20 protein-coding genes are annotated in these 21,150 nt (G+C 68.6%); 10 read left to right on the forward strand and 10 right to left on the reverse strand.

Annotation, left to right across the window (positions count from 1 at the left end):
- The first annotated feature begins 147 nt into the window (after positions 1 to 147).
- Positions 148 to 1,428: an MDR family MFS transporter gene (locus ADL01_RS32605; protein ID WP_053745641.1), complete on the forward strand. Its 1,281-nt coding sequence runs from the start codon at positions 148 to 150 to the stop codon at positions 1,426 to 1,428.
- Here ADL01_RS32605 and ADL01_RS32610 read toward each other — a convergent pair.
- A complete protein-coding gene (locus tag ADL01_RS32610) occupies positions 1,403 to 1,846 on the reverse strand; it encodes a DUF2000 domain-containing protein (RefSeq protein ID WP_053745642.1) in 444 nt (147 codons plus the stop codon). The genes ADL01_RS32605 and ADL01_RS32610 overlap by 26 nt on opposite strands.
- 49 nt (positions 1,847 to 1,895) lie before the next feature.
- Here ADL01_RS32610 and ADL01_RS32615 point away from each other — a divergent pair, with 49 nt between their 5' ends.
- Positions 1,896 to 2,711 (forward strand): helix-turn-helix transcriptional regulator, encoded by an 816-nt coding sequence (locus ADL01_RS32615; RefSeq protein ID WP_053745643.1) that lies wholly within the window; start codon positions 1,896 to 1,898, stop codon positions 2,709 to 2,711.
- Here the strand turns inward: ADL01_RS32615 and ADL01_RS32620 are convergent.
- Positions 2,701 to 3,192 carry a YbjN domain-containing protein gene (locus ADL01_RS32620; protein WP_053745644.1) on the reverse strand — a complete coding sequence of 164 codons (492 nt, stop codon included), beginning with the start codon at positions 3,190 to 3,192 and terminating at the stop codon, positions 2,701 to 2,703. The genes ADL01_RS32615 and ADL01_RS32620 overlap by 11 nt on opposite strands.
- A complete protein-coding gene (gene mshA, locus ADL01_RS32625; protein WP_053745659.1) occupies positions 3,185 to 4,507 on the reverse strand; it encodes a D-inositol-3-phosphate glycosyltransferase in 1,323 nt (440 codons plus the stop codon). Before mshA ends, ADL01_RS32620 begins: the two co-directional genes overlap by 8 nt.
- A 176-nt stretch (positions 4,508 to 4,683) precedes the next feature.
- On the opposite strand from mshA, the gene ADL01_RS32630 reads away from it, so the two are divergent.
- The 4 genes from ADL01_RS32630 (at position 4,684) to ADL01_RS32640 (ending at position 8,668) form a co-directional block, all read left to right on the forward strand.
- Positions 4,684 to 5,514, forward strand: coding sequence for an SAM-dependent methyltransferase (locus ADL01_RS32630; protein ID WP_078960882.1), 831 nt, complete (start codon positions 4,684 to 4,686; stop codon positions 5,512 to 5,514).
- A 226-nt stretch (positions 5,515 to 5,740) separates the two neighbouring features.
- A complete protein-coding gene (locus ADL01_RS32635) occupies positions 5,741 to 6,856 on the forward strand; it encodes a C40 family peptidase (RefSeq protein ID WP_053745646.1) in 1,116 nt (371 codons plus the stop codon).
- A 22-nt stretch (positions 6,857 to 6,878) separates the two neighbouring features.
- Positions 6,879 to 7,031 (forward strand): hypothetical protein, encoded by a 153-nt coding sequence (locus ADL01_RS44980; protein ID WP_159049707.1) that lies wholly within the window; start codon positions 6,879 to 6,881, stop codon positions 7,029 to 7,031.
- Positions 7,032 to 7,276: 245 nt separating this feature from the next.
- A complete protein-coding gene (locus tag ADL01_RS32640) occupies positions 7,277 to 8,668 on the forward strand; it encodes a PP2C family protein-serine/threonine phosphatase (protein WP_053745647.1) in 1,392 nt (463 codons plus the stop codon).
- An 87-nt stretch (positions 8,669 to 8,755) separates the two neighbouring features.
- Here ADL01_RS32640 and ADL01_RS32645 read toward each other — a convergent pair whose 3' ends face one another.
- The 3 genes from ADL01_RS32645 to ADL01_RS32655 all read right to left on the reverse strand — a co-directional run bounded on the left by ADL01_RS32645 (position 8,756) and on the right by ADL01_RS32655 (position 10,809).
- Complete coding sequence (locus ADL01_RS32645) at positions 8,756 to 9,094, reverse strand: DUF2516 family protein (RefSeq protein WP_053745660.1); 339 nt, start codon at positions 9,092 to 9,094, stop codon at positions 8,756 to 8,758.
- A 429-nt stretch (positions 9,095 to 9,523) separates the two neighbouring features.
- Positions 9,524 to 10,207: a hypothetical protein gene (locus tag ADL01_RS32650; protein ID WP_053745648.1), complete on the reverse strand. Its 684-nt coding sequence runs from the start codon at positions 10,205 to 10,207 to the stop codon at positions 9,524 to 9,526.
- 119 nt (positions 10,208 to 10,326) lie between these two features.
- A complete protein-coding gene (locus ADL01_RS32655) occupies positions 10,327 to 10,809 on the reverse strand; it encodes a helix-turn-helix domain-containing protein (protein WP_053745649.1) in 483 nt (160 codons plus the stop codon).
- A 252-nt stretch (positions 10,810 to 11,061) separates the two neighbouring features.
- Here ADL01_RS32655 and ADL01_RS32660 point away from each other — a divergent pair, with 252 nt between their 5' ends.
- The 4 genes from ADL01_RS32660 to ADL01_RS32675 are packed head-to-tail and all read left to right on the forward strand — an operon-like array spanning position 11,062 to position 15,365.
- Positions 11,062 to 11,838 carry a TnsA-like heteromeric transposase endonuclease subunit gene (locus ADL01_RS32660; RefSeq protein ID WP_053745650.1) on the forward strand — a complete coding sequence of 259 codons (777 nt, stop codon included), beginning with the start codon at positions 11,062 to 11,064 and terminating at the stop codon, positions 11,836 to 11,838.
- Positions 11,804 to 13,918: a Mu transposase C-terminal domain-containing protein gene (locus ADL01_RS32665; RefSeq protein ID WP_053745651.1), complete on the forward strand. Its 2,115-nt coding sequence runs from the start codon at positions 11,804 to 11,806 to the stop codon at positions 13,916 to 13,918. The genes ADL01_RS32660 and ADL01_RS32665 overlap by 35 nt, the downstream gene beginning before the upstream one ends.
- A complete protein-coding gene (locus tag ADL01_RS32670) occupies positions 13,909 to 14,937 on the forward strand; it encodes an ATP-binding protein (protein WP_053745652.1) in 1,029 nt (342 codons plus the stop codon). Before ADL01_RS32665 ends, ADL01_RS32670 begins: the two co-directional genes overlap by 10 nt.
- Positions 14,934 to 15,365, forward strand: a complete 432-nt coding sequence (locus ADL01_RS32675) for a TniQ family protein (protein ID WP_053745653.1) — start codon at positions 14,934 to 14,936, stop codon at positions 15,363 to 15,365. Before ADL01_RS32670 ends, ADL01_RS32675 begins: the two co-directional genes overlap by 4 nt.
- Positions 15,366 to 16,205: 840 nt before the next feature.
- On the opposite strand, the gene ADL01_RS32685 is transcribed toward ADL01_RS32675, so the two are convergent.
- From ADL01_RS32685 to ADL01_RS32700, 4 genes are all read right to left on the reverse strand, one after another.
- Positions 16,206 to 16,955: an IS5/IS1182 family transposase gene (locus ADL01_RS32685; protein ID WP_053745655.1), complete on the reverse strand. Its 750-nt coding sequence runs from the start codon at positions 16,953 to 16,955 to the stop codon at positions 16,206 to 16,208.
- Between the two features lie 181 nt (positions 16,956 to 17,136).
- The gene (locus tag ADL01_RS32690) at positions 17,137 to 19,077 is read right to left on the reverse strand and encodes an ATP-binding protein (protein WP_053745656.1); all 1,941 of its coding nucleotides are present in this window, start codon (positions 19,075 to 19,077) and stop codon (positions 17,137 to 17,139) included.
- A 1-nt stretch (position 19,078) separates the two neighbouring features.
- Positions 19,079 to 19,651, reverse strand: coding sequence for a hypothetical protein (locus ADL01_RS32695; protein WP_053745657.1), 573 nt, complete (start codon positions 19,649 to 19,651; stop codon positions 19,079 to 19,081).
- Entirely contained in the window at positions 19,648 to 21,027 is a 1,380-nt protein-coding gene (locus ADL01_RS32700; protein WP_053745658.1) for a dsDNA nuclease domain-containing protein, read from the reverse strand. Before ADL01_RS32700 ends, ADL01_RS32695 begins: the two co-directional genes overlap by 4 nt.
- Between the last annotated feature and the right edge of the window lie 123 nt (positions 21,028 to 21,150).

Here is a 21,150-nt window from a genome sequence, read left to right on the forward strand (position 1 = left end):
TCGGTCGCTCAGCCGCCCGGCCATCGGACGCATAGGCGAGGTAGAGAGCGACGGTTGACGGGATCTGCTAATTGAGTGGCCCCCTCGCGCGCCCCGCTCGTAAGGTGTCATCACCGTCCGAGCTGCTTACGTCCGTGGGGGATACCTGTGTCACCAGCCGCCCTGAAACGCGCTGCCCGCGAATCCGTCTCCGGGCTGCCCCGCGAGTTCTGGTGGCTGTGGACCAGCACCCTCGTCAACCGGCTCGGGGCCTTCGTCGCCACGTTCATGGCGATCTACCTGACCCTCGACCGCGGCTACTCCGCCTCGTACGCCGGTCTCGTCGTCGCGCTGCACGGGCTCGGCGGGGTCGTGTCGTCGATCGGCGGCGGTGTCATGACCGACCGGCTCGGGCGGCGCCCCACTCTCCTCATCGCGCAGTCGTCCACCGCCTTCTCCGTGGCGCTGCTCGGCTTCGTGCACGACCCGGTGGCCATCCCGGCCGTCGCCTTCCTCGTCGGCATGGCGAGCAACGCCTCGCGGCCGGCCGTACAGGCGATGATCGCGGACATCGTGCGGCCCGAGGACCGCGTCCGCGCGTTCTCCCTGAACTACTGGGCGATCAACCTCGGGTTCGCCGTCTCCGCCGCCGGCGCTGGTTTCATCGCCGAGGTCAGTTACGCCGCCGGGTTCCTCGTCGAGGCCGGTATGACGCTGGCCTGCGCGGTCGTCGTCTTCGTCAAGCTGCCCGAGTCACGGCCGGCGCACACCACGAAGGAGGAGCGGGCGGAGGCCTCCGTCGGGCTCGGGACCGTGCTGCGCGACGGGCGCTTCATGGGCGTCGTCGGGCTGTGCTTCCTCGTCGCGCTCATCTTCCAGCAGGGCGCGCTCGGACTGCCGATCGCGATGGGCGCGGCCGGGTTCACCCCGGCGGACTTCGGGATGGTCATCGCCGTCAACGGCGTACTGATCGTCGCGTTGCAGATCCCGGTCACCCGGTTCATCGAGCACCGGGACCCCCGCCGGCTGCTCGCCCTCTCGTCCCTCCTCGCCGGGTACGGCTTCGGGCTCACCGCCTTCGCCGGGTCGGTCGGCGTCTTCGTCCTCACGGTGTGCGTGTGGACGCTGGCCGAGATCGTCAACGCGCCCACGCAGACAGGGCTGGTCGTGCGGCTGTCGCCGGTGCACGGGCGCGGTCGCTATCAGGGCATGTACACGATGTCCTGGTCGGTGGCCGGGCTGGTCGCTCCGCTGATGTCCGGGTTCGTCATCGACCACTTCGGCGCGGAGTGGCTGTGGGCGCTGTGCGCGGTCATCGGGACGGTGGCGGGGGTGGGGTACTGGGCGCTGATGGGGCGGGTGCCGGACGAGGAACCGGCCACGGACGCCTCCCCGGTGGACGCGGTCCTCGCCGCCGAAGCCGTCACGGGTGCATCCGCGACCCCTTGATCACCCTGTCCACCGGGTTCTTCGCCCCGTACACCGCCACCCCCACCACATCCAGCTCCCCCGCCCCCACGGCCCGTACCGCCGCCCGGTTGTCGCGGTCGTTGCCCGTGGCGAACAGGTCGGACGTGAAGACGGAGCACGGCAGGGAACGGGACACCGCCCTGCTGTGTGCCGCCTTCAGGGTGTCCTTCGTCGCCTCGAAGACGAGGACCGGCTGGCGGAACATCGGGAGGTACGGGGTGCCGTCCGCGTCCTCGTACGGCTCACCGATCACCTCGGGGACCGTCGTCCCCAGGCCGCTGACCAGGAACGCCGTCACGTTCAGGCGCTGCCAGGGTTCCAGGTCCTCGCGCAGGACCACGGCGATCTTCGTGTCGAAGCGGATGGGGGCGGTACCCGTAGGGCTCTCCGTGTTCATGCTGTGAGACTGCCGACCCGCGCACCCTGGCGTCTTGTACGTTCTTTGCGTGGCCGCCGCACCCCCGCAGCGCACCGTCTCCGCCTGGCGCCCCCCGGTCCCGGGTGTCCTCGAGGTATTTCACGCCCACTTCGTCGAGTACGCCTACCCGATGCACGTACACGACTCCTGGACGCTGCTCATCGTCGACGACGGCGCCGTACGGTACGACCTCGACCGGCACGAGCGGGGCACCCCGCACGACACGGTGACCCTGTTGCCGCCGCATGTGCCGCACAACGGGTCGCCCGCGACTCCGGGCGGGTTTCGTAAGCGGGTGCTGTATCTCGACTCCACCCATCTCGGCGACGAGTTGATCGGGGCCGCCGTCGACCGGCCCGATCTGCGTGATCCCCTGCTGCGGCTGCGCGTCGGGCAGTTGCACGGGGCGCTCACGCGGTCCGGGGAGGAGTTGGAGGCCGCGAGTCGGCTGGCGCTTGTCGCGGAGCGGCTGCGTACGCGGTTGCGGGCGACGGACGTACCCCGTCCCACTCGTGTTGATCCGCCGCTCGCCCGGCAGTTGCGCGAGCTTCTCGACGCTCGGCTCGTCGAGGGGATCGCGCTCGGCGAGGCCGCGGGGCTTGTGCACGCTCATCCCGCGCATCTCGTACGGGCGTTCAGCGCGGCCTTCGGGATGGCGCCGCATCAGTATCTGACGGCCCGTCGTGTCGAGCTCGCCCGGCGGTTGCTCCTTGCCGGGCAGTCTCCGGGGGCGGTCGCCGCGGCCACCGGGTTCTATGACCAGGCCCATCTCACTCGGCATTTCAAGAGGTTGGTGGGTGTGCCGCCCGGCCGGTACCGGCTCGGCCGGGAATTCAGGCCTTAGGGCGCTGGGTCAGGTGGGCGAACGCGTCCAGGTTGCGGGTGGACTCGCCCCGGGACACCCGCCAGGCGTACTCCTTGCGGATCGCCGACGCGAAACCCAGCTCCAGAAGGGTGTTGAAGGCGCCGTCGGCCGCCTCGAGGACCGAGCCGAGGAGGCGGTCGATGTCGTCGGGGGTGATCGCCGAGAGGGGGAGCTTGGCCGTGACGTAGACGTCGCCGAGGCGGTCGACCGCGTAACTCACGCCGTACAGCTTGAGGTTGCGTTCCAGGAGCCAGCGGTGGACGCCCGCCTCGTTCTCGTCGGGGTGGCGGATCACGAACGCGTTGAGGGAGAGCGAGTGCTTGCCGACGAGGAGCGAGACCGTCGTCGAGAGCTTGCGGGTGCCCGGCAGTTTGACGACGTAGTTGCCGGGGTTCGGGCTCTCCCAGTCCAGGTCGGCCTCGGTGAGGACCTGCTCGATGATCGACGCCGCATCAGCCATGCAGCGAGCGTACGCGACGCCTGTGGGCCTGCATCGCGGCCGCGTAGACGTCGCCGGTGGCGGCGGCCGAGGCGTCCCAGCCGAAGCGCTGGGCGTGCCGGGCCGCCGCCTCGCCCATGTCGGCGGTCAGGTGCTCGTTGTCGGCGAAATCGCGCAGCACGCGCGCGTAGGCGGCCGGATCGTGGCCCTGTACGAGGAATCCCGTACGTCCGTCGTCGACGGCCACCGGGAGGCCGCCCACCGCCGCCGCCAGCACCGGCGTGCCCGCCGCCTGCGCCTCTATGGCGACCAGGCCGAACGATTCGCTGTAGGACGGCATGACCAGGACGGAGGCCGCCCGGAACCAGTCCGCGAGCTGCTCCTGGCCGACAGGCGGGCGGAACCGTACGACGTCCGCGATGCCCAGGCGGGCGGCGAGCTTCTGCAGGCCCTCCGGCTTGGCCAGGCCGCTGCCGCTGGGGCCGCCGACTATCGGGACGACGATGCCCGCGCGCAGCTCGGGGCGCTCGTCCAGGAGGACGGCGACGGCGCGGAGCAGCACGTCGGGGGCCTTCAGGGGCTGGATGCGGCCCGCGAAGAGGGGGATCAGGGCGTCCTGTGGGAGGCCGAGGCGGGCGCGGGCGGCGGCGCGGCCGTCGGCCGGGGAGAAGCGCTCGAGGTTGACGCCCGGGTGGACCACGGCGACCTTGCCGGGGTCGGCGTCGTAGTGGCGTACGAGCTCGTCGGCCTCTTCGGCGGTGTTGGCGATGAGGCGGTCGGCGGCGGCCACGACCTGCATCTCGCCGATCACGCGGGCGGCGGGTTCGGGGCTGTCGCCGGCGGCCAGGGCGGCGTTCTTGACCTTGGCCATGGTGTGCATGGCGTGCACCAGGGGGGCGCCCCAGCGTTCGGCGGCGAGCCAGCCGACGTGGCCGGAGAGCCAGTAGTGCGAGTGCACGAGGTCGTAGTGGCCGGGGCGGTGGCCGGCCCAGGCCTGCATGACGCCGTGCGTGAAGGCGCACAGCTGGGCCGGCAGGTCCTCCTTGGGGAGGCCCTCGTAGGGGCCCGCGTCGATGTGGCGCACGAGGACGCCGGGGGCCAGTTCGACCGTCGGGGGGAGGGCGGCGGTGGTGGCCCGGGTGAAGATCTCGACCTCGATGTTGATCGCGGCGAGGCGCTGCGCGAGCTCGACGATGTAGACGTTCATGCCGCCGGCGTCGCCCGTGCCCGGCTGGTGGAGCGGGGAGGTGTGCACGGAGAGCATGGCCACCCGGCGCGGTTTACGGCGACGGCCCAGCAGACCGATGTACTGGCTGCCGATGTACTGGCTGCCCATGTACTGGCTCACGCGGCGTTCCTCCTTCTCGGCCCGACTCGTTCCGTTGCGCTGCCGCTCTTCGCACAGCTCCGAAGGGTCAACGCCAGGGGGAAGCGGCCCATTTCCTCTTTGCGCAATCATTACCGATTTCCGATCAACCGTTCGATAGCACATCGCCCCTTACTCTCATACCCATGACTCCCCGCGCATCGGCCCGACCCGTGGGAACGGTGACGCCCGTAGGAACGGTGACGCGCGGGACGACCAATCCCAATCGGCTGCGCCGTATGGACCGCTGGATCGCGGCCACGCACGGCGCCGCCCTGCGCCGCGCCCACTCCCCCGTCGCGGTCGACCTCGGCTACGGCGCCGCCCCCTGGACGGCCGTCGAGCTGCTCGCACGGCTGCGTACCGTGGCGCCACGCGCGCGCGTGGTGGGCGTCGAGATCGAACCGGCCCGGGTCGCGGCGGCGACACCGTACGAGCGCGAGGGCCTCGTCTTCCGGCACGGCGGGTTCGAGATCCCGGTGCCGGAACGGCCGGCGCTCATCCGCGCGGCGAACGTGCTGCGCCAGTACGGGGAGGCCGAGGTCGCCGGGGTCTGGGCGCGCCTGTGCAAGCGGCTCGCGCCGGCCACGGACGTCCACGGGGGCGGGCTGCTCGTCGAGGGGACGTGCGACGAGATCGGGCGCCGGCACGTGTGGGTCGCCCTCGGGCCCGAGGGGCCGCGCACCGTCACCTTCGCGGCCCGGCTCGGCTCCCTGGACCGCCCCTCCGACCTCGCCGAGCGCCTCCCGAAGGCCCTCATCCACCGGAACGTTCCCGGCGAACCGGTGCACGCGTTCCTGCGCGACTTCGACCGCGCCTGGGCGGCCGCAGCGCCCTACGCCTCCTACGGGGCACGCCAGCGCTGGATCCGGGCGGTGCGGGACCTGACGGCGGACTGGCCGGTGACGGACGGGGCGGCACGGTGGCGGCAGGGTGAAGTGACCGTGGCGTGGGGGGCGTTGGCGCCTCGGCGTTGAGCCGCGGCGGGCTCGCTGTTCCGGGTGCCGCACGCCGTTCACCGAATTGCCCGCCGCTCACGGGCAACGATCTTCGGGCGCCGTTCGTCAGACATGCGGGGCGCTCTAAAGGGCAGGGAATGCGCGGGATGCCTGTTGCTTTCGGCGGTCACATGCCACGATCCCCCAGGGCGCCACAAGTTACTGACGGTTAATCAGGTGGGCGAGAAGGTACGGGGGTACGGCCATGGGAGCCGGCAAGCGGAGTCTGGTCGCGGCGGCCGTGGGGCTGGTCTGCGCGATCACCGTCCTCGGCGGCGCGGGCACCGCGTTCGCGAGCCCCGCGCCGACACCCGTACCCCCGATGCCGACACCCGTACGCCCGACGCAGACACCCGTACCCCCGCCGCCCGTGACGCTGCCGCCCAACAAGGACCTGGAAGCCGTACGGGAGAAGCTGGAGGCGCTCTACCACGACGCGGCGGTCGCCACGGACGCGTACAACGCGGCGGAGGAGCAGAGCGAGCAGCAGTCCGCGCAGATCGTCGAGTTGGCCCGGGAGATCGTCAAGGGGCAGCAGCGGCTCGCCGAATTGAAGGACCGCGCGGGTGCCGCGGCCCGCGCCCAGTACCGCTCAGGAGGCCTGCCGCCGGAGGCGCGGCTGTGGCTCAGTGACGATCCGCAGGCGTGGCTCGAGGGGGTCGGCCGGATCCGGCAGGGGCAGAAGGCGACCGAGGGCCTGCTCGCCGAAATGACGCGCACCCAGCAGGACTTGGAGCTGTACGCGCGGGACGCCTCGGCCCAGTGGACAAGGCTGGAGACGAGCCGGAAGGCCAAGGCCGCCGCACAGACGAAGATCAGGCAGCAGGTCGCGGCGGCCGAGAAGCTGGAGTCACGGCTGGAGAAGAAGGAGAAGGCACGCCTCGCGGAGCTGGAACGCGAGGCCGCCGCCAGGGCGCAGACGTCCTGGCTCAGCTCCGGAATCCTCGACGACCTCGACGCCAGGGCGACAGAGCAGGGCAAGAAGGCCGTGGCGTTCGCGACGGCACAGATGGGCAAGGCGTACGAGTGGGGCGCCGAGGGCCCCGACACCTTCGACTGCTCGGGCATGACACAGGCGGCCTGGGCGGCGGCCGGCGTCCACATCCCGCGCACCTCGCAGGAGCAGTGGGCGGGGCTTCCGCACGTCGACGTCAAGGACATGCGTCCCGGCGACCTGATCGTCTACTTCGACGACGCGAGCCACATCGCGATGTACGTGGGCGACGGCACGATCGTGCACGCCCCGCGTCCCGGGCGGACGGTGACGACCACGGGAGCGGGGTCGATGCCGATACTCGGGGTGGTCCGGCCGGGCGCGTGAACCCGGTGATGAAACCTGCGACGTGAACCGCGGGCGGGGCCTGGAGAAACTCGCCTCGGCCGGCCCGGAGAAACTCGCCTGGGCCGGCCTCGAGAAAGTCGCCCGGGCCGGGCACATGGATCTCGCCGCATACGACGCTTTTCACGCCGTACGGAACATTCCGCCCCGCGCGTGACCGGCCCCACGTGACCCACCGCACCCACGGCCCCCTCCGACCCTCGGGCGGAGTGACATTGGTCATCCCTGGACGGGCCACCCCGTGTCCAAGTGCGCGGCGGAACACGGCATATGACGCCGCCGCCACCCTCTGAACACACCGCTGACCATTCCGCTGCGGGCCTGGCAACCGCTATGGTCCCGGTCGGTGGATCGAGACCCTCGCCCATCGTGCCCTCGGGGGGAGGGAAGGAACCCAGGACGATGCCCGCACCCATACCGCGGCAGAGAGCGATCCCGGCCGTGGAAAACGGTCAGGCGCCGAGCCCTGCCATGCCCCAAGGGACCTCCGCCGGCACCGCCGGTGACGCGGCTCCGCGCAAGCAGACGACGACCGGCGACGTCGCCGCCGTCAACGCCTCCGTGACCGCCCCCGGCACCCACCTGACCCTGCTGCTCATCCAGGACGACCCCGGCGGCGCCCCCGTCGTGCCCGAACTGCTCGACGCCGCGGGCAAGCCGATCCGTATCCGTACGGCCCGCAACCTCACCGAGGCCGCGCGGCTGCTCACCGACGACGTCCACTGCATCCTGCTCGACCTCGCGCTGCCCGTGCCCCACCACAGCGAGGACGGGAACGACGACGAGCTGGCGGTGCTCAAGCACGTACTGCGGCTCGCGCCCCGGCACGCCGTCCTCGCGCTCACCGCCTCCGGCGACGCCGTACGCGGCTCGGAAGCGGTGCGCGTCGGCGCCCAGGACTACCTCTTCCGCGACGAGCTGGACGGCCGGCTGCTGAGCCGCGCGATCCGCTACGCGGTGGAGCGGAAGCGTTCCGACCGGGCCGAACGCCGGCTCACCGAGTCCCGGCTGCGGGCCCAGGAGAACGCCCGCCTGGAACGCGGTCTGCTCCCCACCCCGCTCCTCGACGGCTCCTCGCTGCGCTTCGCCGCCCGCTACCGCCCCGGCCGCTCCCGCGCGCTGCTCGGCGGCGACTTCTACGACACGGTCCGTACGCCCGACGGCACCGTCCACGCGATGATCGGCGACGTGTGCGGGCACGGCCCGGACGAGGCGGCGCTCGGCGTGGAGCTGCGCATCGCGTGGCGCGCGCTGACCCTGGCGGGCCTGTGCGGCGACGCGTTGCTGGGCACGCTCCAGCAGGTGCTCGAACACGAACGTGAGAACGACGAGATCTTCGCGACGGTCTGCACGGTCGACATCGCGCCGGACGGCCGCAGCGCGGGCCTGTGTCTGGCCGGCCACCCGGCTCCCCTGCTGGTCCGCCCGGCGTCCGCGACGCATTCCGGGCTCGCCGGGCTCGCCGACTCCCCGGTCGCGGCGGAGCTGCTGCCGTACGACAACAACGGCCCGGCGCTGGGACTGTTGGCGGGGGCCCGCTGGCCTCGTACGCAGGTGCAGCTGGGTGCCGAGTGGGCGCTGATGCTCTACACGGACGGCATGATCGAGGGCCATATCGGCGAGGGCCGGGAACGGCTCGGCCAGGACGGCATGGTGGCGTTGATCCGCCGCCAGCTGGCGCAGGGCCTGCGCGGCGAGAAGCTGCTGCGGGCGGCCGTGCGGGAGGTACGCGCGCTGAACGGCGGAGAGCTGACGGACGACTTGGCGGTACTGCTCCTTGAGCGCGGGGCGTAGGGCCTGGCAGGCGGCAGTAGGGGGTCAACAGGCCGGGGGCAGCAGGCCGGGAGGCAGCAGGCCAGGGGGGCAGCAGGCCAGGGGGGGTCAGCGACCGCCGTTGTAGGGCCCGTACGGACCGTCGCTGCTGGAGCCGCCGCCTCTGCGGCTGCGGCCACCGCCCGGGAGGCCGCGCAGTGCCGGTCGTACGTCGACCATGTACACGATCGTCGCGATGAGACCGGCGATCGGCAGGAACGACAGGATCCCGAAGATCAGGCTCACCACGAAGGCGATCCCGAGGATGATCAGCCAGAAGGGCTTGCTCTGCTTGTCCGCCGCACGGTAGGCGTCGTCACGGCGCGCGGCGGCGTCGAAGAACGCGAAGCCGCTGAAAAGGGTAAAGGCCGTGCTCAGCAGCCACATGAACCCGTCGAAGCCCTGCATCAGCACTACGTCCACCACCAGATTCGGTCGGTCCCTACGCGGCCACCGTACCCGCAACGGTGAACCGGACACTTCGAGAACGGGCCGGGCACTCATGGAGTGCCCGGCCCGTCCTCATACTTCCTGTTTCACCCGTACGGCTCCGCCTACGTGCTACCGAACACTTGCTCAGTACTCCATCCTCCAGGGTGGAGGTGCAGGGCTTCCTGTCCATTGCGGCCCGGAGAGCCGCAGCGGCATGGCTGAGATCGCCTCATCCGACGACGAAGTTGTCGGATCTACCGCCGGACGGGCGGGAAGTGACGCCTGTGGAGGCCCCTGTCAGACCGAGCTCCCCGGAGACCGGCAAGGGCCAGTGAAACAGGAACCCGAGGTGGTACCGCGTAGCGGTGCGGACCGGAATCTCCCGCCCTCGGGCAGGAGAGGGCGTCAGTTGGCGGGCGGAGTCGTCTTCTTGGCGACCGGCTTGCGGACCGGGGCCTTCTTGGCGACGGGCTTGTCGGCCGGCGCGGGCGCGGACTTCGCCTCGGCCGGGGCGGGCACCGTCTTCTCGGTCGCCTTGACCTCGACCAGCTTGGCCTCGGCGGGCTCGGCGTTCGGCTCGACGGCGATGGCCAGTTCCTCGATCTCCTCGGCCGCCTCGCCACGCCAGGTCTTCACGGCCTGCTCGCCGTGCTCGGCGACCTTCTCGTACGTCTCGCGCGCCTTCACGGCGTACTCGGCGGCGACGCCGACACCGCGCAGGGCGAGGTCCTGGGCGCTCTCGCCGAGCTTCTTGAGGTCGGCGTCGATGGTGGAGCCGAGCTTCTTGAAGTCGCCGTCCAGCGTGCTGATGAACTCGCCGACCTTGGCCTGGAGAGTCTCCTGTGCTTCCTTGGCACGCGCGGCGGCCTTCTCCTGCGCCTCCTTGGCGCGGGCGGCGGCCTTCTCCTGGACCACCTTCGGGTCGGTGCCGCGTACGGCCTCGATCCGGGCCGGCGCCTCGGCACGCAGCTGCTCGACCAGGCCGGGAACCTTCTTGGCCTGCTGAAGGGCGAGGTCGGCGGTGCCGGCGGCGAAGTAGAGGGGGGTGGGGTCGCTGAGGGTCTTACGCAGGTCTTCGGTGATGGCCATGGTGATGGTCCTCCCGGGTTGCTTCGAGCTGAGGGTTTGCGAGCTGGGCGTTCTGGGGTGCCGCGTGCGGCGGGCCGGTCTAGGCGGGCGCATCGGATGCGTCCGGTGCGTCCGTTGCGTCAACTGGCCGTCTGCGGCGGGTCGGCGTCGCTGCCGGTGCCTATGTCCGTACCTGTTGCTCTGCGAGCACCGCCCGGAACGTCCGGCACAGGAACGTCCGTCGCGGCTGGGGCGCTGCCCGGGTCGGCGATCTCGAACCCGTTCTCCTTGCGGAAGGACTCGTAGATCTGCAGCAGCACCTGCTTCTGCCGTTCGCTGAGCGTGGGATCGGCGAGGATGACGGCACGCGTCTCGATCTCGTCCCGGTCACGCTCGGCGTCCAGGATCCCGGCCCGCACATACAACGTCTCGGCGGAGATCCGCAGCGCCTTGGCGACCTGCTGCAACACCTCCGCGCTCGGCTTGCGCAGCCCGCGCTCGATCTGGCTCAGATACGGATTGGACACCCCGGCGGCATCGGCAAGCTGCCTGAGGGACAGCTGCGCGGTGCGCCGCTGTTCACGCAGGTACTCACCAAGACTGCCGACGTTGAGCGATGCCATGCCTCTACTGTGCCGCACCCCCGCTAACTTTTGCAAGCGCCTGCTTGCAAAAGTGCGCCGCGCCACTGCGACTCGGCGGGACAGTTTGACGTGTCCCGCTGAAGATGAGCCAGTCTCGGTCGATCTGAACCATCTGGTCGCTCGTCTCAGTCAACCGTGACCATCTGTCGATCTGTCTCGCTCTTCTTGACCCACTGCCGCACCGGGGTCCCTACGGTCTTCGTATCGGGCGGGTGCCGAACGGGGTGGCTGATGGCTGAGGAAGACTTCTGGCTGGAGTACGTAGACGCCCGCGGCGAACCGCACGGCGGGCCGCTTGAGGTGATGTGGCCGACCCGTTTCGAGGCAGCCGCGCAGGTACGCGGGTTCCCTTCGTACCGGGGGCAGCGGAACTTCCCGGGCTGGTACTGGGCTGCTACAGGTGGTGACCTGGTGGGCTATGAGTCGTGGGTGGAGCTCGGGCACCTGATGAGGCTGGACGCCGATCCGGATGTGGTGGCGGTGGCCTCGCAGCCGTTCCGGCTGTCGTGGCGGTACAGCGACCGGACCCGGCGGACCCGCCATACGCCGGACTACTTCGTACGCCGTCGGGACGGCACCGCTGTGGTGCTGGACGTACGTCCGGACGATCGGATCGAGCCGGACGACGCGAAGAAGTTCGCGGCCACGGCCGCGGCCTGCGCACGGGTTGGCTGGGGCTTCGAGCGAGTCGGGATGCTCGATCCCGTGCTGGCGGCGAATCTGCGCTGGCTATCGGGCTACAGGCACCCGCGGGTGCAGCGCGAGCCGGTCGCCGATGCCCTGCAAGCGGTGTTCTCAGAGCCGCAGGGACTGCTTGCGGGGGCCCGGGAAGTCGGGGATCCGATCGCCACGCTGCCGGTGCTCTTCCACCTGTTGTGGCGCCGTGTGTTGGCCGCTGACTTGGGGGGCGAGTTGCTGGCGGGGGCCACGCGCGTGCACCTCGTTCCTGCGGTGGCGAAGGAGGTGGGCGGGGATGCCGGCGCGTCCGCAGTTGCTGTCGCTGGGTGATCGGGTTCGCTACGACGGGCGCGAACACACCGTGGCTGCCTTGCACGGCACTTCGGTGCGGCTGGTGGATGACGCCCTGGCCGCCAGTGTGGTGCTGCTGGGGAACTTGCTGGCCTCTGAGGGATTCACCGTACTCAGCAGCGCGCCGAGTCGCCCGTCGTTGCCCGATGCAGGGGTCCTGGAGGGACTGTCCGAAGACGCCGCAGAGCGGGCCGAGTGGTGGCGAAGGCACCTGACCGAACTGCTTACGGGCCGTCCAGACGTCGATGCGCGCACCCATGTGAAGGCCGAGTACGACCCGGCCGTGAACTCGTTGCGGCAGCGGGAGCTGGCCAAGCTCGCCGAACTACGCGAAGTAGGCGAGGAGGTGGGGCTGAGCACGCTGCGCCGGATGCGCTCTCGCTTCGAGCGCGAAGGGGTGGCGGGTTTAGTGGACGGTCGGCAGCGCAAGCCCGCCACCGGCACGAGCCGGGCCGATCCGCGGGTGGTCGAGGCCATCGAGAAGATCGTCAGCAGCCGGACCGACGAGCCGACCGTGTCCGCACAGGTGCTGCGGCGCAAAGTCGAACGCCTGCTGGCTACTGAGCACGGCAAGGGAGCGGTTTCGATGCCCTCCAGGGCGACGTTCTACCGCCTGTTGGAGGCAGTCTCGACCGGGCAACATCTGTTGGGCTCGGCCCGCACCCGCCGCTCGCTGGGCAAACAGCCGAAGCGGATGTTTGGGCAGCTGACGACAGCACGACCAGGTGAAGTGATGGAGATCGACTCCACGCCACTGGACGTAATGGTCGTCCACGACGACGGGACAGTGGACCGCTGCGAGCTGACCGGACTGGTCGATCTGGCGACGAGGACGCTGGCCGCGGTGGTGTTGCGGCCCTCGACGAAGGCGGTGGACGCCGCCCTGCTGCTGGCGCGGGCGATGACGCCCGAGGTGGTGCGGCCGGGCTGGTCGGACGCGTTGCGCATGTCCCGGTCGGTGCTGCCCTATGCCTCGCTGCTGACGCTGGACGAACGGATGGCCAAGGCCGCCGCGAAGCCGGTGATCGTCCCGGAGATGGTGGTCAGCGACCGCGGGAAGGCGTTCGTCTCGGACAACTTCCGTAATGCCTGCCGCCACTTGGGGATCTCGTTCCAGCCCGCGCATCCGGACACCCCGACCGACAAGCCGCATATTGAAAGAACCTTGGGCTCCGTGGCAACGATGTTCGCCCAGGATCTGCCCGGCTACACAGGCCGGAGTGCCGAGATGCGAGGCAGGGATCCGTCCGCACAAGCGGTTTGGTCCATCCACGAGCTCCAGGAACTGCTCCAGGAATGGGTCGTTTCGACATGGCAGGTCAGGCCGCACGGCGGGCTGCGAGACCCGTTGATGCCGGATCACCCGTTGAGTCCGAACGAGAAGTACGCCGCGCTGGTGGCGGCGGCCGGATACGTGTCGGTCGCGCTGAGCCCGGAGGAGTACATCCAGCTCATGCCCCGCGAATGGAGGGTCATCGGTCCCGGAGGGGTGCGGATCAACAACCGTACTTACGATTCCCGCGACCTTGTCCCCTTTCGGCGCCAGCCCTCCGGGGCGGGTCCGGACGGGAGGCTCTGGGAGGTCCACTACGACCCTTATGACATCTCCTGCGTCTGGGTACGCAACCACCGTGGCATGGGCTGGATCACCGCGACCTGGCGCCATCTACGCACTTCGCCCGTCCCCATGGGTGAACTGGTCTTCGACCGGGCCCGTCAGGTGCTGGCCGAACGTGAACAGCGCAAGCCGGACGAGGAAGCGGTCGCTGAGGCTGCGGTCGAGCTGCTTGACCGGGCCGCTGACGGTCCCGAGGAACGCCCTGTCCGGCGGCGGAAGAGCTCGGGCCGAGCGGCCGAGCGGCGTGACCGCAAGGTCGTCGGCCGCACCCGTGCCACCAGCCAGTCGGCCTGGCCTCGTCCCGAGACGCCCGCCGCCTCGCAAGCGCTTCCGGCCGAACCAGCTCAGGTCTCCGATGCCACCGATGAGGACGAGGAGTTGGCGAAAGTGGTGCCGCTGGGGATCTTCGACGCTCGTGAGGAGGCGAAAAGATGGTGGTGAGCCCCTCCGGAAATGATCGCTCTGGGGCCGACAAAGACGAACGTGTGGAGCCGCCCACCACTCTCACTGGCTGGCGGCGGTTCGTGGAGAAGGACCCGCACCCCTTCGACCTGCTTCCCCGCCCTCGATGGGAGTCGATGAGCGACGAGGAACGCACCGACTACGACGAAGCTCGCATCGACTACCACTCAGAACTCCAAGTGGTACGCACGTCCACAGTGAAGGAAGTCGCTCATCAGGGACGCCTTCTGACCCTGCTCAACCGACGCGAGCACGGAGCTCGCCGCGGCCTGATCATCTCTGGCGACCGCACCACGGGCAAGACCACTGCACTCCGGCAGCTCGGGCGCCTTCATGAACTGCGTGTTCGGCAGAGATCCGGCGAAGGCCAACGCATCCCGGTGGTCTATGTCACCGCACCGCCGAAAGGATCACCCCGGAAGCTCGCCTTGGAGTTTGCACGCTTCCTCAACATCCCGACCATCACCCCTCGCCACAACACAGCCGACATCACGCATTCCGTCTGTCAGGTGCTGACAGAGGCCCGCACGGACCTGGTGCTGGTCGACGAAATCCACCTCATGAACTTGGGCACGATCGCCGGAGAGGAGCTCTCCGACCACCTGAAGTACTTCACCGAGCACCTGCCGGCCACGTTCATCTACGCCGGCATCGACGTCGAACACTCCGGACTGTTCACCGGCATCCGCGGCGGCCAGATCGCAGGTCGCTGCACCCTCCTGCACACCGGCCCCTTTCCCCTGGGCCGCGAATGGGAAGGGCTGGTCGCGACCATGGAGGGCACCCTTCGCCTGCACAGGCACGCCCCCAACACATTGACCAAGTTGCACAAATACCTCTACCAGCGGACCGGCGGCATGATCGGCAGCCTCTCCCATCTTGTCCGTGCCGCAGCCATCTCCGCGATCCTGGACGGCAGCGAAAGCATCACCCGGCGACAACTGCACGCCATCCACGTGGATCACGCCAGCGAGAGCGCCTACCGGACATCCGCATGATCGGGGTCAAGGCCCCGGCCGGGCGGGCACGGCCTCTGCCTCTGACCTCCCCGCCCTTTCCGAATGAGACTGTTCGGTCCTATGCCACGCGGCTCGCGCTGCTCAACGGGGTTCCCCCGAAGCACGTGCTCCGCCGCTTCTACTCGGCGGAGAGGCCCCTGGACAAGCTGGATCTCCTCGCCGTTCGCAGCGGTCAGACACCGAAATCCCTGAGGAAGGCACTGCCCGAGCTGACCACCGCCACGGCATGGCACCATCCGGGCTACCCGTTGATCAACCGGACCTGGGCCTGCGACTTCTGCGCGGCCGCACATACTGGAAAGACCAGCTGGCGGATCGAGATCTGGGGGCTCCGAGACCTCAACCAGCTCTGCGTCAAGCACCGTTCGGTGGACAGGCAGTGGCACCGCCTACGACTCGTACTTTGAGCGAAGCGTCGAGATCCCTTCAACCGGTCAGTGCAGCGTTGCGCAAGCGCCCGAGATCGTTGAAGCTCAACGGCGCCTCCACCGGCTCTGCCGTCACAGCAGATACCGCAGGATCCTGCCCGCCTACGAAGAATGCTCCAAGTTCTGGCGCGACCTGACCAGACACGGCTACGCAGCAGACCGCACGGAGCGCAGACTCCGCTTGATCCATCCGGACGAGACCAGTCGGCACCGGCCATACCCATACGCCGAGGCCGCCGACTTCCCCGACGTCGTCCAGGTCGCCGCTCTCTTCGCTTCCTTCTACTGGCGAAATCAAGCCCTCGGAAGCCAGGGAGAGGTTCAGTGCTTCCGCCGAGAGTTCGACAGGCGACTACCCGCAGAGCGGAAGCTGAGGACAACCGCCATCCCATGGCTCCAAGAAGAGATCGTGCGGCTTGCCCAACGGGTCGACGAGGCCGTCCGCCACCATGAGGCCAGCCTCGACGGGCTCGTAACCGCCCACCCGCACGACCAGTTCCCTCCCCTGCTCATCCGAAGGATCTTGAAGCGTTCCCCAGCACACGCACGGTGAACTGCCTCTGCCCTCAACTCTGGACTGATCGCTTCTCCGCGATGGGCCGCAGCGGGAACATTATCGACATCCTCGGCAGGATCTTCGCTGCCGTCCGAGCGGTCCACGTCCCACCGCTCACCTCGCGGCTCGGCACTCCATCGCCTGCTTCCGCCTCGACTGCGTCATAGAACGCATCACCACAGTCGTCATCGCGGCCGGCCAACCGTTCGTAGACATGGGAAGCCACGTAGTGGAGCGTCTCCCAATCCGGCCAATGAGTGTTTTCAGCGGTGCCGCTCCAGGGTGAGGACGGCCTTGGCGATTGACGTCATGCGGTTTGGGCTGCATCGGGCTCTGCGGAAGATTCGCCAAGATTTGAGGCGGGCGATTCCTCGTTCGACGGGTACGCGAGCGGCGGACAGCGCCCGGTTGACCGTCCGCTCGGTCGTGGTGAGTTCACCTTGGGGCGGTCGGCGTTTGGGGGTGGTGACCCACTCGCCCGCGCCGATGTAGGCCATGTCGGCGAGGACGGGGACGCCTTGTCGCTCGCAGATCCTGATGATCTTGTGGGTGCGGGCGGCGGTCAGGTCGTGCGTGCGGCCGGGCAGGGCGGGTGAGAGCCACAGCGTGCGACCGTCCGGGTCCGTGATGACCTGCACGTTCACACCGTGCCGCTTGTGCTTCGTCGAATAGTCCGCGCGCCCGTCGCCGACCCGGTCGCACTCGGCGAGCGTGCCGTCCACGAGAACGTAGTCGGGGTCTGCCTCACGCAGGACCTTCAGCAGGCCCGGCGCCATGTCGGCCAGGTGCTCGACGACGGTGGTGACGTACGCGTGGGCGGTGCCGACGGAGATACGGAAACCTGCGGCGAGCTGAGCCAGCGGGTCGTGCCGGCGCAGGTATGCCAGAGCGATCACCGCACGCTCGGACGGCCGGAGTTTGCAGCGCCGGTCACCCTCACGGGTGACGATCAGCATCGTCACCCACTCCACGAGTGCGTGCGGCAGGTCGAGTGCGGCAGGATACGGGACCAACAGGGTTCCTGAGCTGGAGAGTTGAGACCTAGACACCTCTCTCAACGGCACGGGGACCCTGTCCGTTGCTCACGATCCCGCCGTCACCCGTCCGAGGGCCACTCTGAAAACCCTCAATCATCGTCGCGGTTGCCCCCAGAGCGCTGGACTTCGGGAGCTTCGGCCAAGGCATCGGGATCAATCACGAACCCTCTTCTTGGCTCTCTATACGAGTGACCTGGTCAGGGCCGGGGTGATCCACGCCGGGCACCATAGGGTTCTCGTAATCGAACTCCACCTTCCCGAAGGAGTCGCTCGTGATGGGCGGGGGGTCGTTGTCGGCAATGATCAGTTGCAGGCGTTCGCCGTACGCGTCAGCCAGAGTTCTGAAGCGGCTGTAGATCTCGGCTGCGCGTTGGCGGTCGGAGGCGTTGTTACCGAAGGCCTTGCGCGGTGAATCGATCACGAGGAGCGACGGAACGAGGACGTCCGGGTGGTCGAGTCCAAAAGCAAGGAGTGCGAGGCTGTAAGCGAGGTTGACAGAGGTAGCGATGCCCCCGCCGGAGGCTTGCAAGGACTCAAAGGGCCGTCCGTTGATCACCGGCAGGTAGGTGTCGCGGTCGATGACCGCCGTGTCGACCCAGGGCAGGTTCCAGCTGGTAAGCAGTCGGCTGAACTCAGTGCTGAGGTCACCGACCAGAGTCTGGCTGGCCTTGAGCTGCTCGGACTTCTCCTTGATGTCCTTGTTGACCTGCCGGCGGTTGGCCTTGAGTGAGCGAATGTCCGCGTCGATGGTGCGCACCCGTGCCCAGGACTCGCGCAGTTGGGTAATGGCATCAATGCTGGCCTTGAGCGAGGCGACGCGGGAGCTGGCCTCGGCGATGGCATCGAAACGCGGGGCGACCGCATCACGGGTCTGGGCGTCGAGCTCCCGGCGCAAGCTCGTGACGGCGAAGCTGAGTTGCTGCGACCGCTCCTGGACGGTCTGCAAGTGAACTTCGTCCGACTGTTGGATGCGCCGTGCGTCCTCAAGCTGCTGCTGCAGGGCCGTGCGTGTCTCCTCGATGGCCGCCGGGTCGATATCGGCCTCGACTGGGTCGGGCTGGAGACAGACGAGGCAGTGACCGTCCTCGACGATCCGGGCCGCCAGCGACTGCATGCACCGCGGGCAGACGACGAACTCGAAGGGGGAGAGCTGGTCGATGGCCGTGACCGACCGTGCGAGCCGGGAGAGGTCGAGCTGTACCTGGGCGACGACGGCATGCCGCGCCTCCACGAGGTCGGCGGCTGCGGACACTTCTTCTTCGGTCTGCCGAGCGGCGCGGATGGCGTTCTGCAGCTCGTCACGCAGCGCGGTGTCGGCGGCGGTCTGATCCTCAAGTTCGGTGCGGAGGCTGGCAAGGGCGGACGACGCCCGCTCCAGGGTGTCGCGCAGCTGAGCGAGTTCGGCCCGCAGTTCGTCGTCGCTGCGGGGGTCGGAGGCTGCCAGGAAGGAGCTGACGTTGTCGTGCTCGGCGGTTCTGGCCTTCAGTGTGTCCAAGAGCTGGTTCCTGGTGCGCTTGAGCTCCATGAGCGCACTGTCGGTGAGCCCGAACATCAGGCGGAAAAGCTCTCTGCGCTTGGTCTCAAACCAGCTGTCCAGGTGACCGACGACCTGGCGGTCGATCTCGCGTGCCTGGAGGTAGACGTAGGCGTACAGGTCGTTGAAGGTGAGGTTCTGCGGCCGCGCTGCTCCTTCTCGCCGTGCGGCAATCTGTTCCCGCGGGAAGCCGAGCGCGTCCAGGAGGTGGTCGGAGAGCGTGGTGGCGCCTTCCGAGGCGCGCAGGGGCAGGGTGCGTTCCAGAGCGAGGGAGTGTGGATCGAGGAGATCCACAGTGTCGGCTGTGTCTCCCTCAATGGTCCGCCTGAGGACGACACGTTCGTCGCCGGCCACAACCTCGGCCTGGACCGACAGGACGTGGTCGCGGACCGCCGGGGTGAGCATGGCGCTGCCACCGAGGGCGTGCTTGAAGAGCATCAGCAGACTGGACTTGCCAGTGCCGATGGGTCCGGTGATCACGGTGGCCGGACGGTCGAAGCGGTAGGTCTGTTCCGCCTCGGCGGTCGTAACGGTCAAAGCGACGATGCGCAGGTGGACGGCCATGTCAGATCTCCGTCCGCCAGGGCCGGTCGACGGCGTCGGGCAGACGGTCGTAGATGAGGTTCTTCAAGGCCGATCCTGACTTGTTGAAATGCCGCTTGAGCAGCTTGATGCGGCTGGCGACAACGGCCCATTCCGGCGTTGCGGCAAGAGAGGCCGCGGCGGAGACGCCCTGCGGCGTGGCACGGAATTCCGCTCTCGCGCTGTTGCTGTAGACGATCAGACCACGTGCGGCGAGTGAGCCAAGGACGCTGTAGTAGCGCTGGTCCCAGGGCCCGTACTTGTAGCGGGTCATACGGCTTTCGACCGCGAGGCGCTCGGGTGGTGTGGGGGCGGTTCCTACCGGCCACGACGCCTCGCCACCGGGCAGGAGACGTTCCAGCATTGCTGGATAGCGCAGCAGGAAGTCGAGTTTGGCGAGCTTGGTCAGCCCGTCGAGCCCTCCTTTGGCGGTGGTGAACTGCGAGATGAGCAGGAGGATGCGCGCCTCGTGGTAATGGACCTCACGCTGCTCTGCCCGTCGCCGCTGAGTCCGCATGCGCGCTACGGCGGTCTCGAAGTCGGCGCTGGGGGTCATGAGGCTTCCTCATCCGTGTCGAAATTTTCGGAGAAGAAGAAGAGGCACTCGTCGCACAACTGGTAGGCCAGACCCCGCAGATGCAAGTTGCTGAGCAGAATCGGCGGCGGCGACGGCAGAGCTTCGACCTTCAGCTTCACGGCCAGCAGGTCGTTCATCTTGTTGCCGAACTCGCTGCCCTCGGCCAGCTGAGCGCGCGCATGGCGTCGGCACTCAAAGGCCATCTCCAGAACGTCCATCGACAGGTTCATAAGGTCGGTTTCATCCCCGGCTAGACCGGAACGGCGCTCGGACCAGGTCGTGTACCACGCGGAGCGGAGCCGTTCGGCGAACGCCGCCTCGTCGGAGGGCACCAGGCCCCGGCGCAGCTTGCGGCCGAGCTTTACCCCTCCCGGCGCCACCACGGGTGCCTGGCCTCGTGGGAACGTGGGCAGCTGAACCGTCGTGTACGCGATCGCCTGGCGAACGATTTCGCGGGTGATTCTGCGCCGGCCGATGCGCTGCTGCATTCTCGTGCTGTGACGGACACGGCTCGGGTCGGCGATGTAAACGGCCAGTTGGCTGCGGTCGCTCTCATCACGGTTGGCACGCTCGATCCGATCCACGACGGCCCGGTAGGTGCCTTCAAGGTCGACGTGCGCCAGCTTCAGTTGCTCGACGGCAGGCACCAGAAGCCTTTGGATGTTGACGTCGGTGATGTGTGCGCGCTGCGGTGGATCGCAGGAGATCTCCAGGACTGCGAGGAAACGAAGGACCTTCTCCACGAACCCCGTTGGCACCTGGATGTTCGCGAGCTTGCGCACCTGGGGTGTATCCGGGATGTTGGGATAGGGCTGTTTCCAACGTACTTTGAGCATCTGGCGGGCGACTGTCTCCGCCATAGAGGACAGCCCATCCGTGAGTTCCGGCTCTGGGCCGCACATCCGAGCCAGCGTGCCAGCACCACCCTTGATCGGGCTCAGCGCCGCGTTCGTCGCCAGCCGGAGACGGACATTGGCAGCACACTCGCATGCACACCAGCGGTCGAAGAGATGGGTCAGGCCGCCGCTCTTGCACAACTCCGTAAGCGACCAAGTGCCCTGATTCTCTTCTCGATGCTTAACCGATACCAGTTCCACTGACCCATCGGCCCACGCCACGACGAAGTCCTCGTGCCACTCGCAGACGACGAAGTCGATTGCGTCCTCCGTGAGCATGGCGAGATACTCTCGCGCGGCTACCTCCGCCTGGTACCGGTAACGGCCCAGCGTGTCCGAGCCGCTGTCTTCCTCCGGATTCAGTTCGAAGATTGCGTGCCCTGAACCGTCCGGATCATCCAGCTCAGCGGGCGCTCTGACACCTTCAGCCCCTACGCCCACACCTGCCGCATCGACCATCTACGCCCCCGATCCGGCCCTGCACTAGCCTCGCGCTTTCACGAGGTGGGGTGTCCGAGGCTTGATCAAATAAGCGGAGAGTGCTCCTGACCTGCAACGATGGGACTTGTCTAGGGTCCTGTT

The sequence above is a fragment of the Streptomyces sp. NRRL WC-3618 genome, from assembly GCF_001280005.1.
GTDB lineage: Bacteria > Actinomycetota > Actinomycetes > Streptomycetales > Streptomycetaceae > Streptomyces.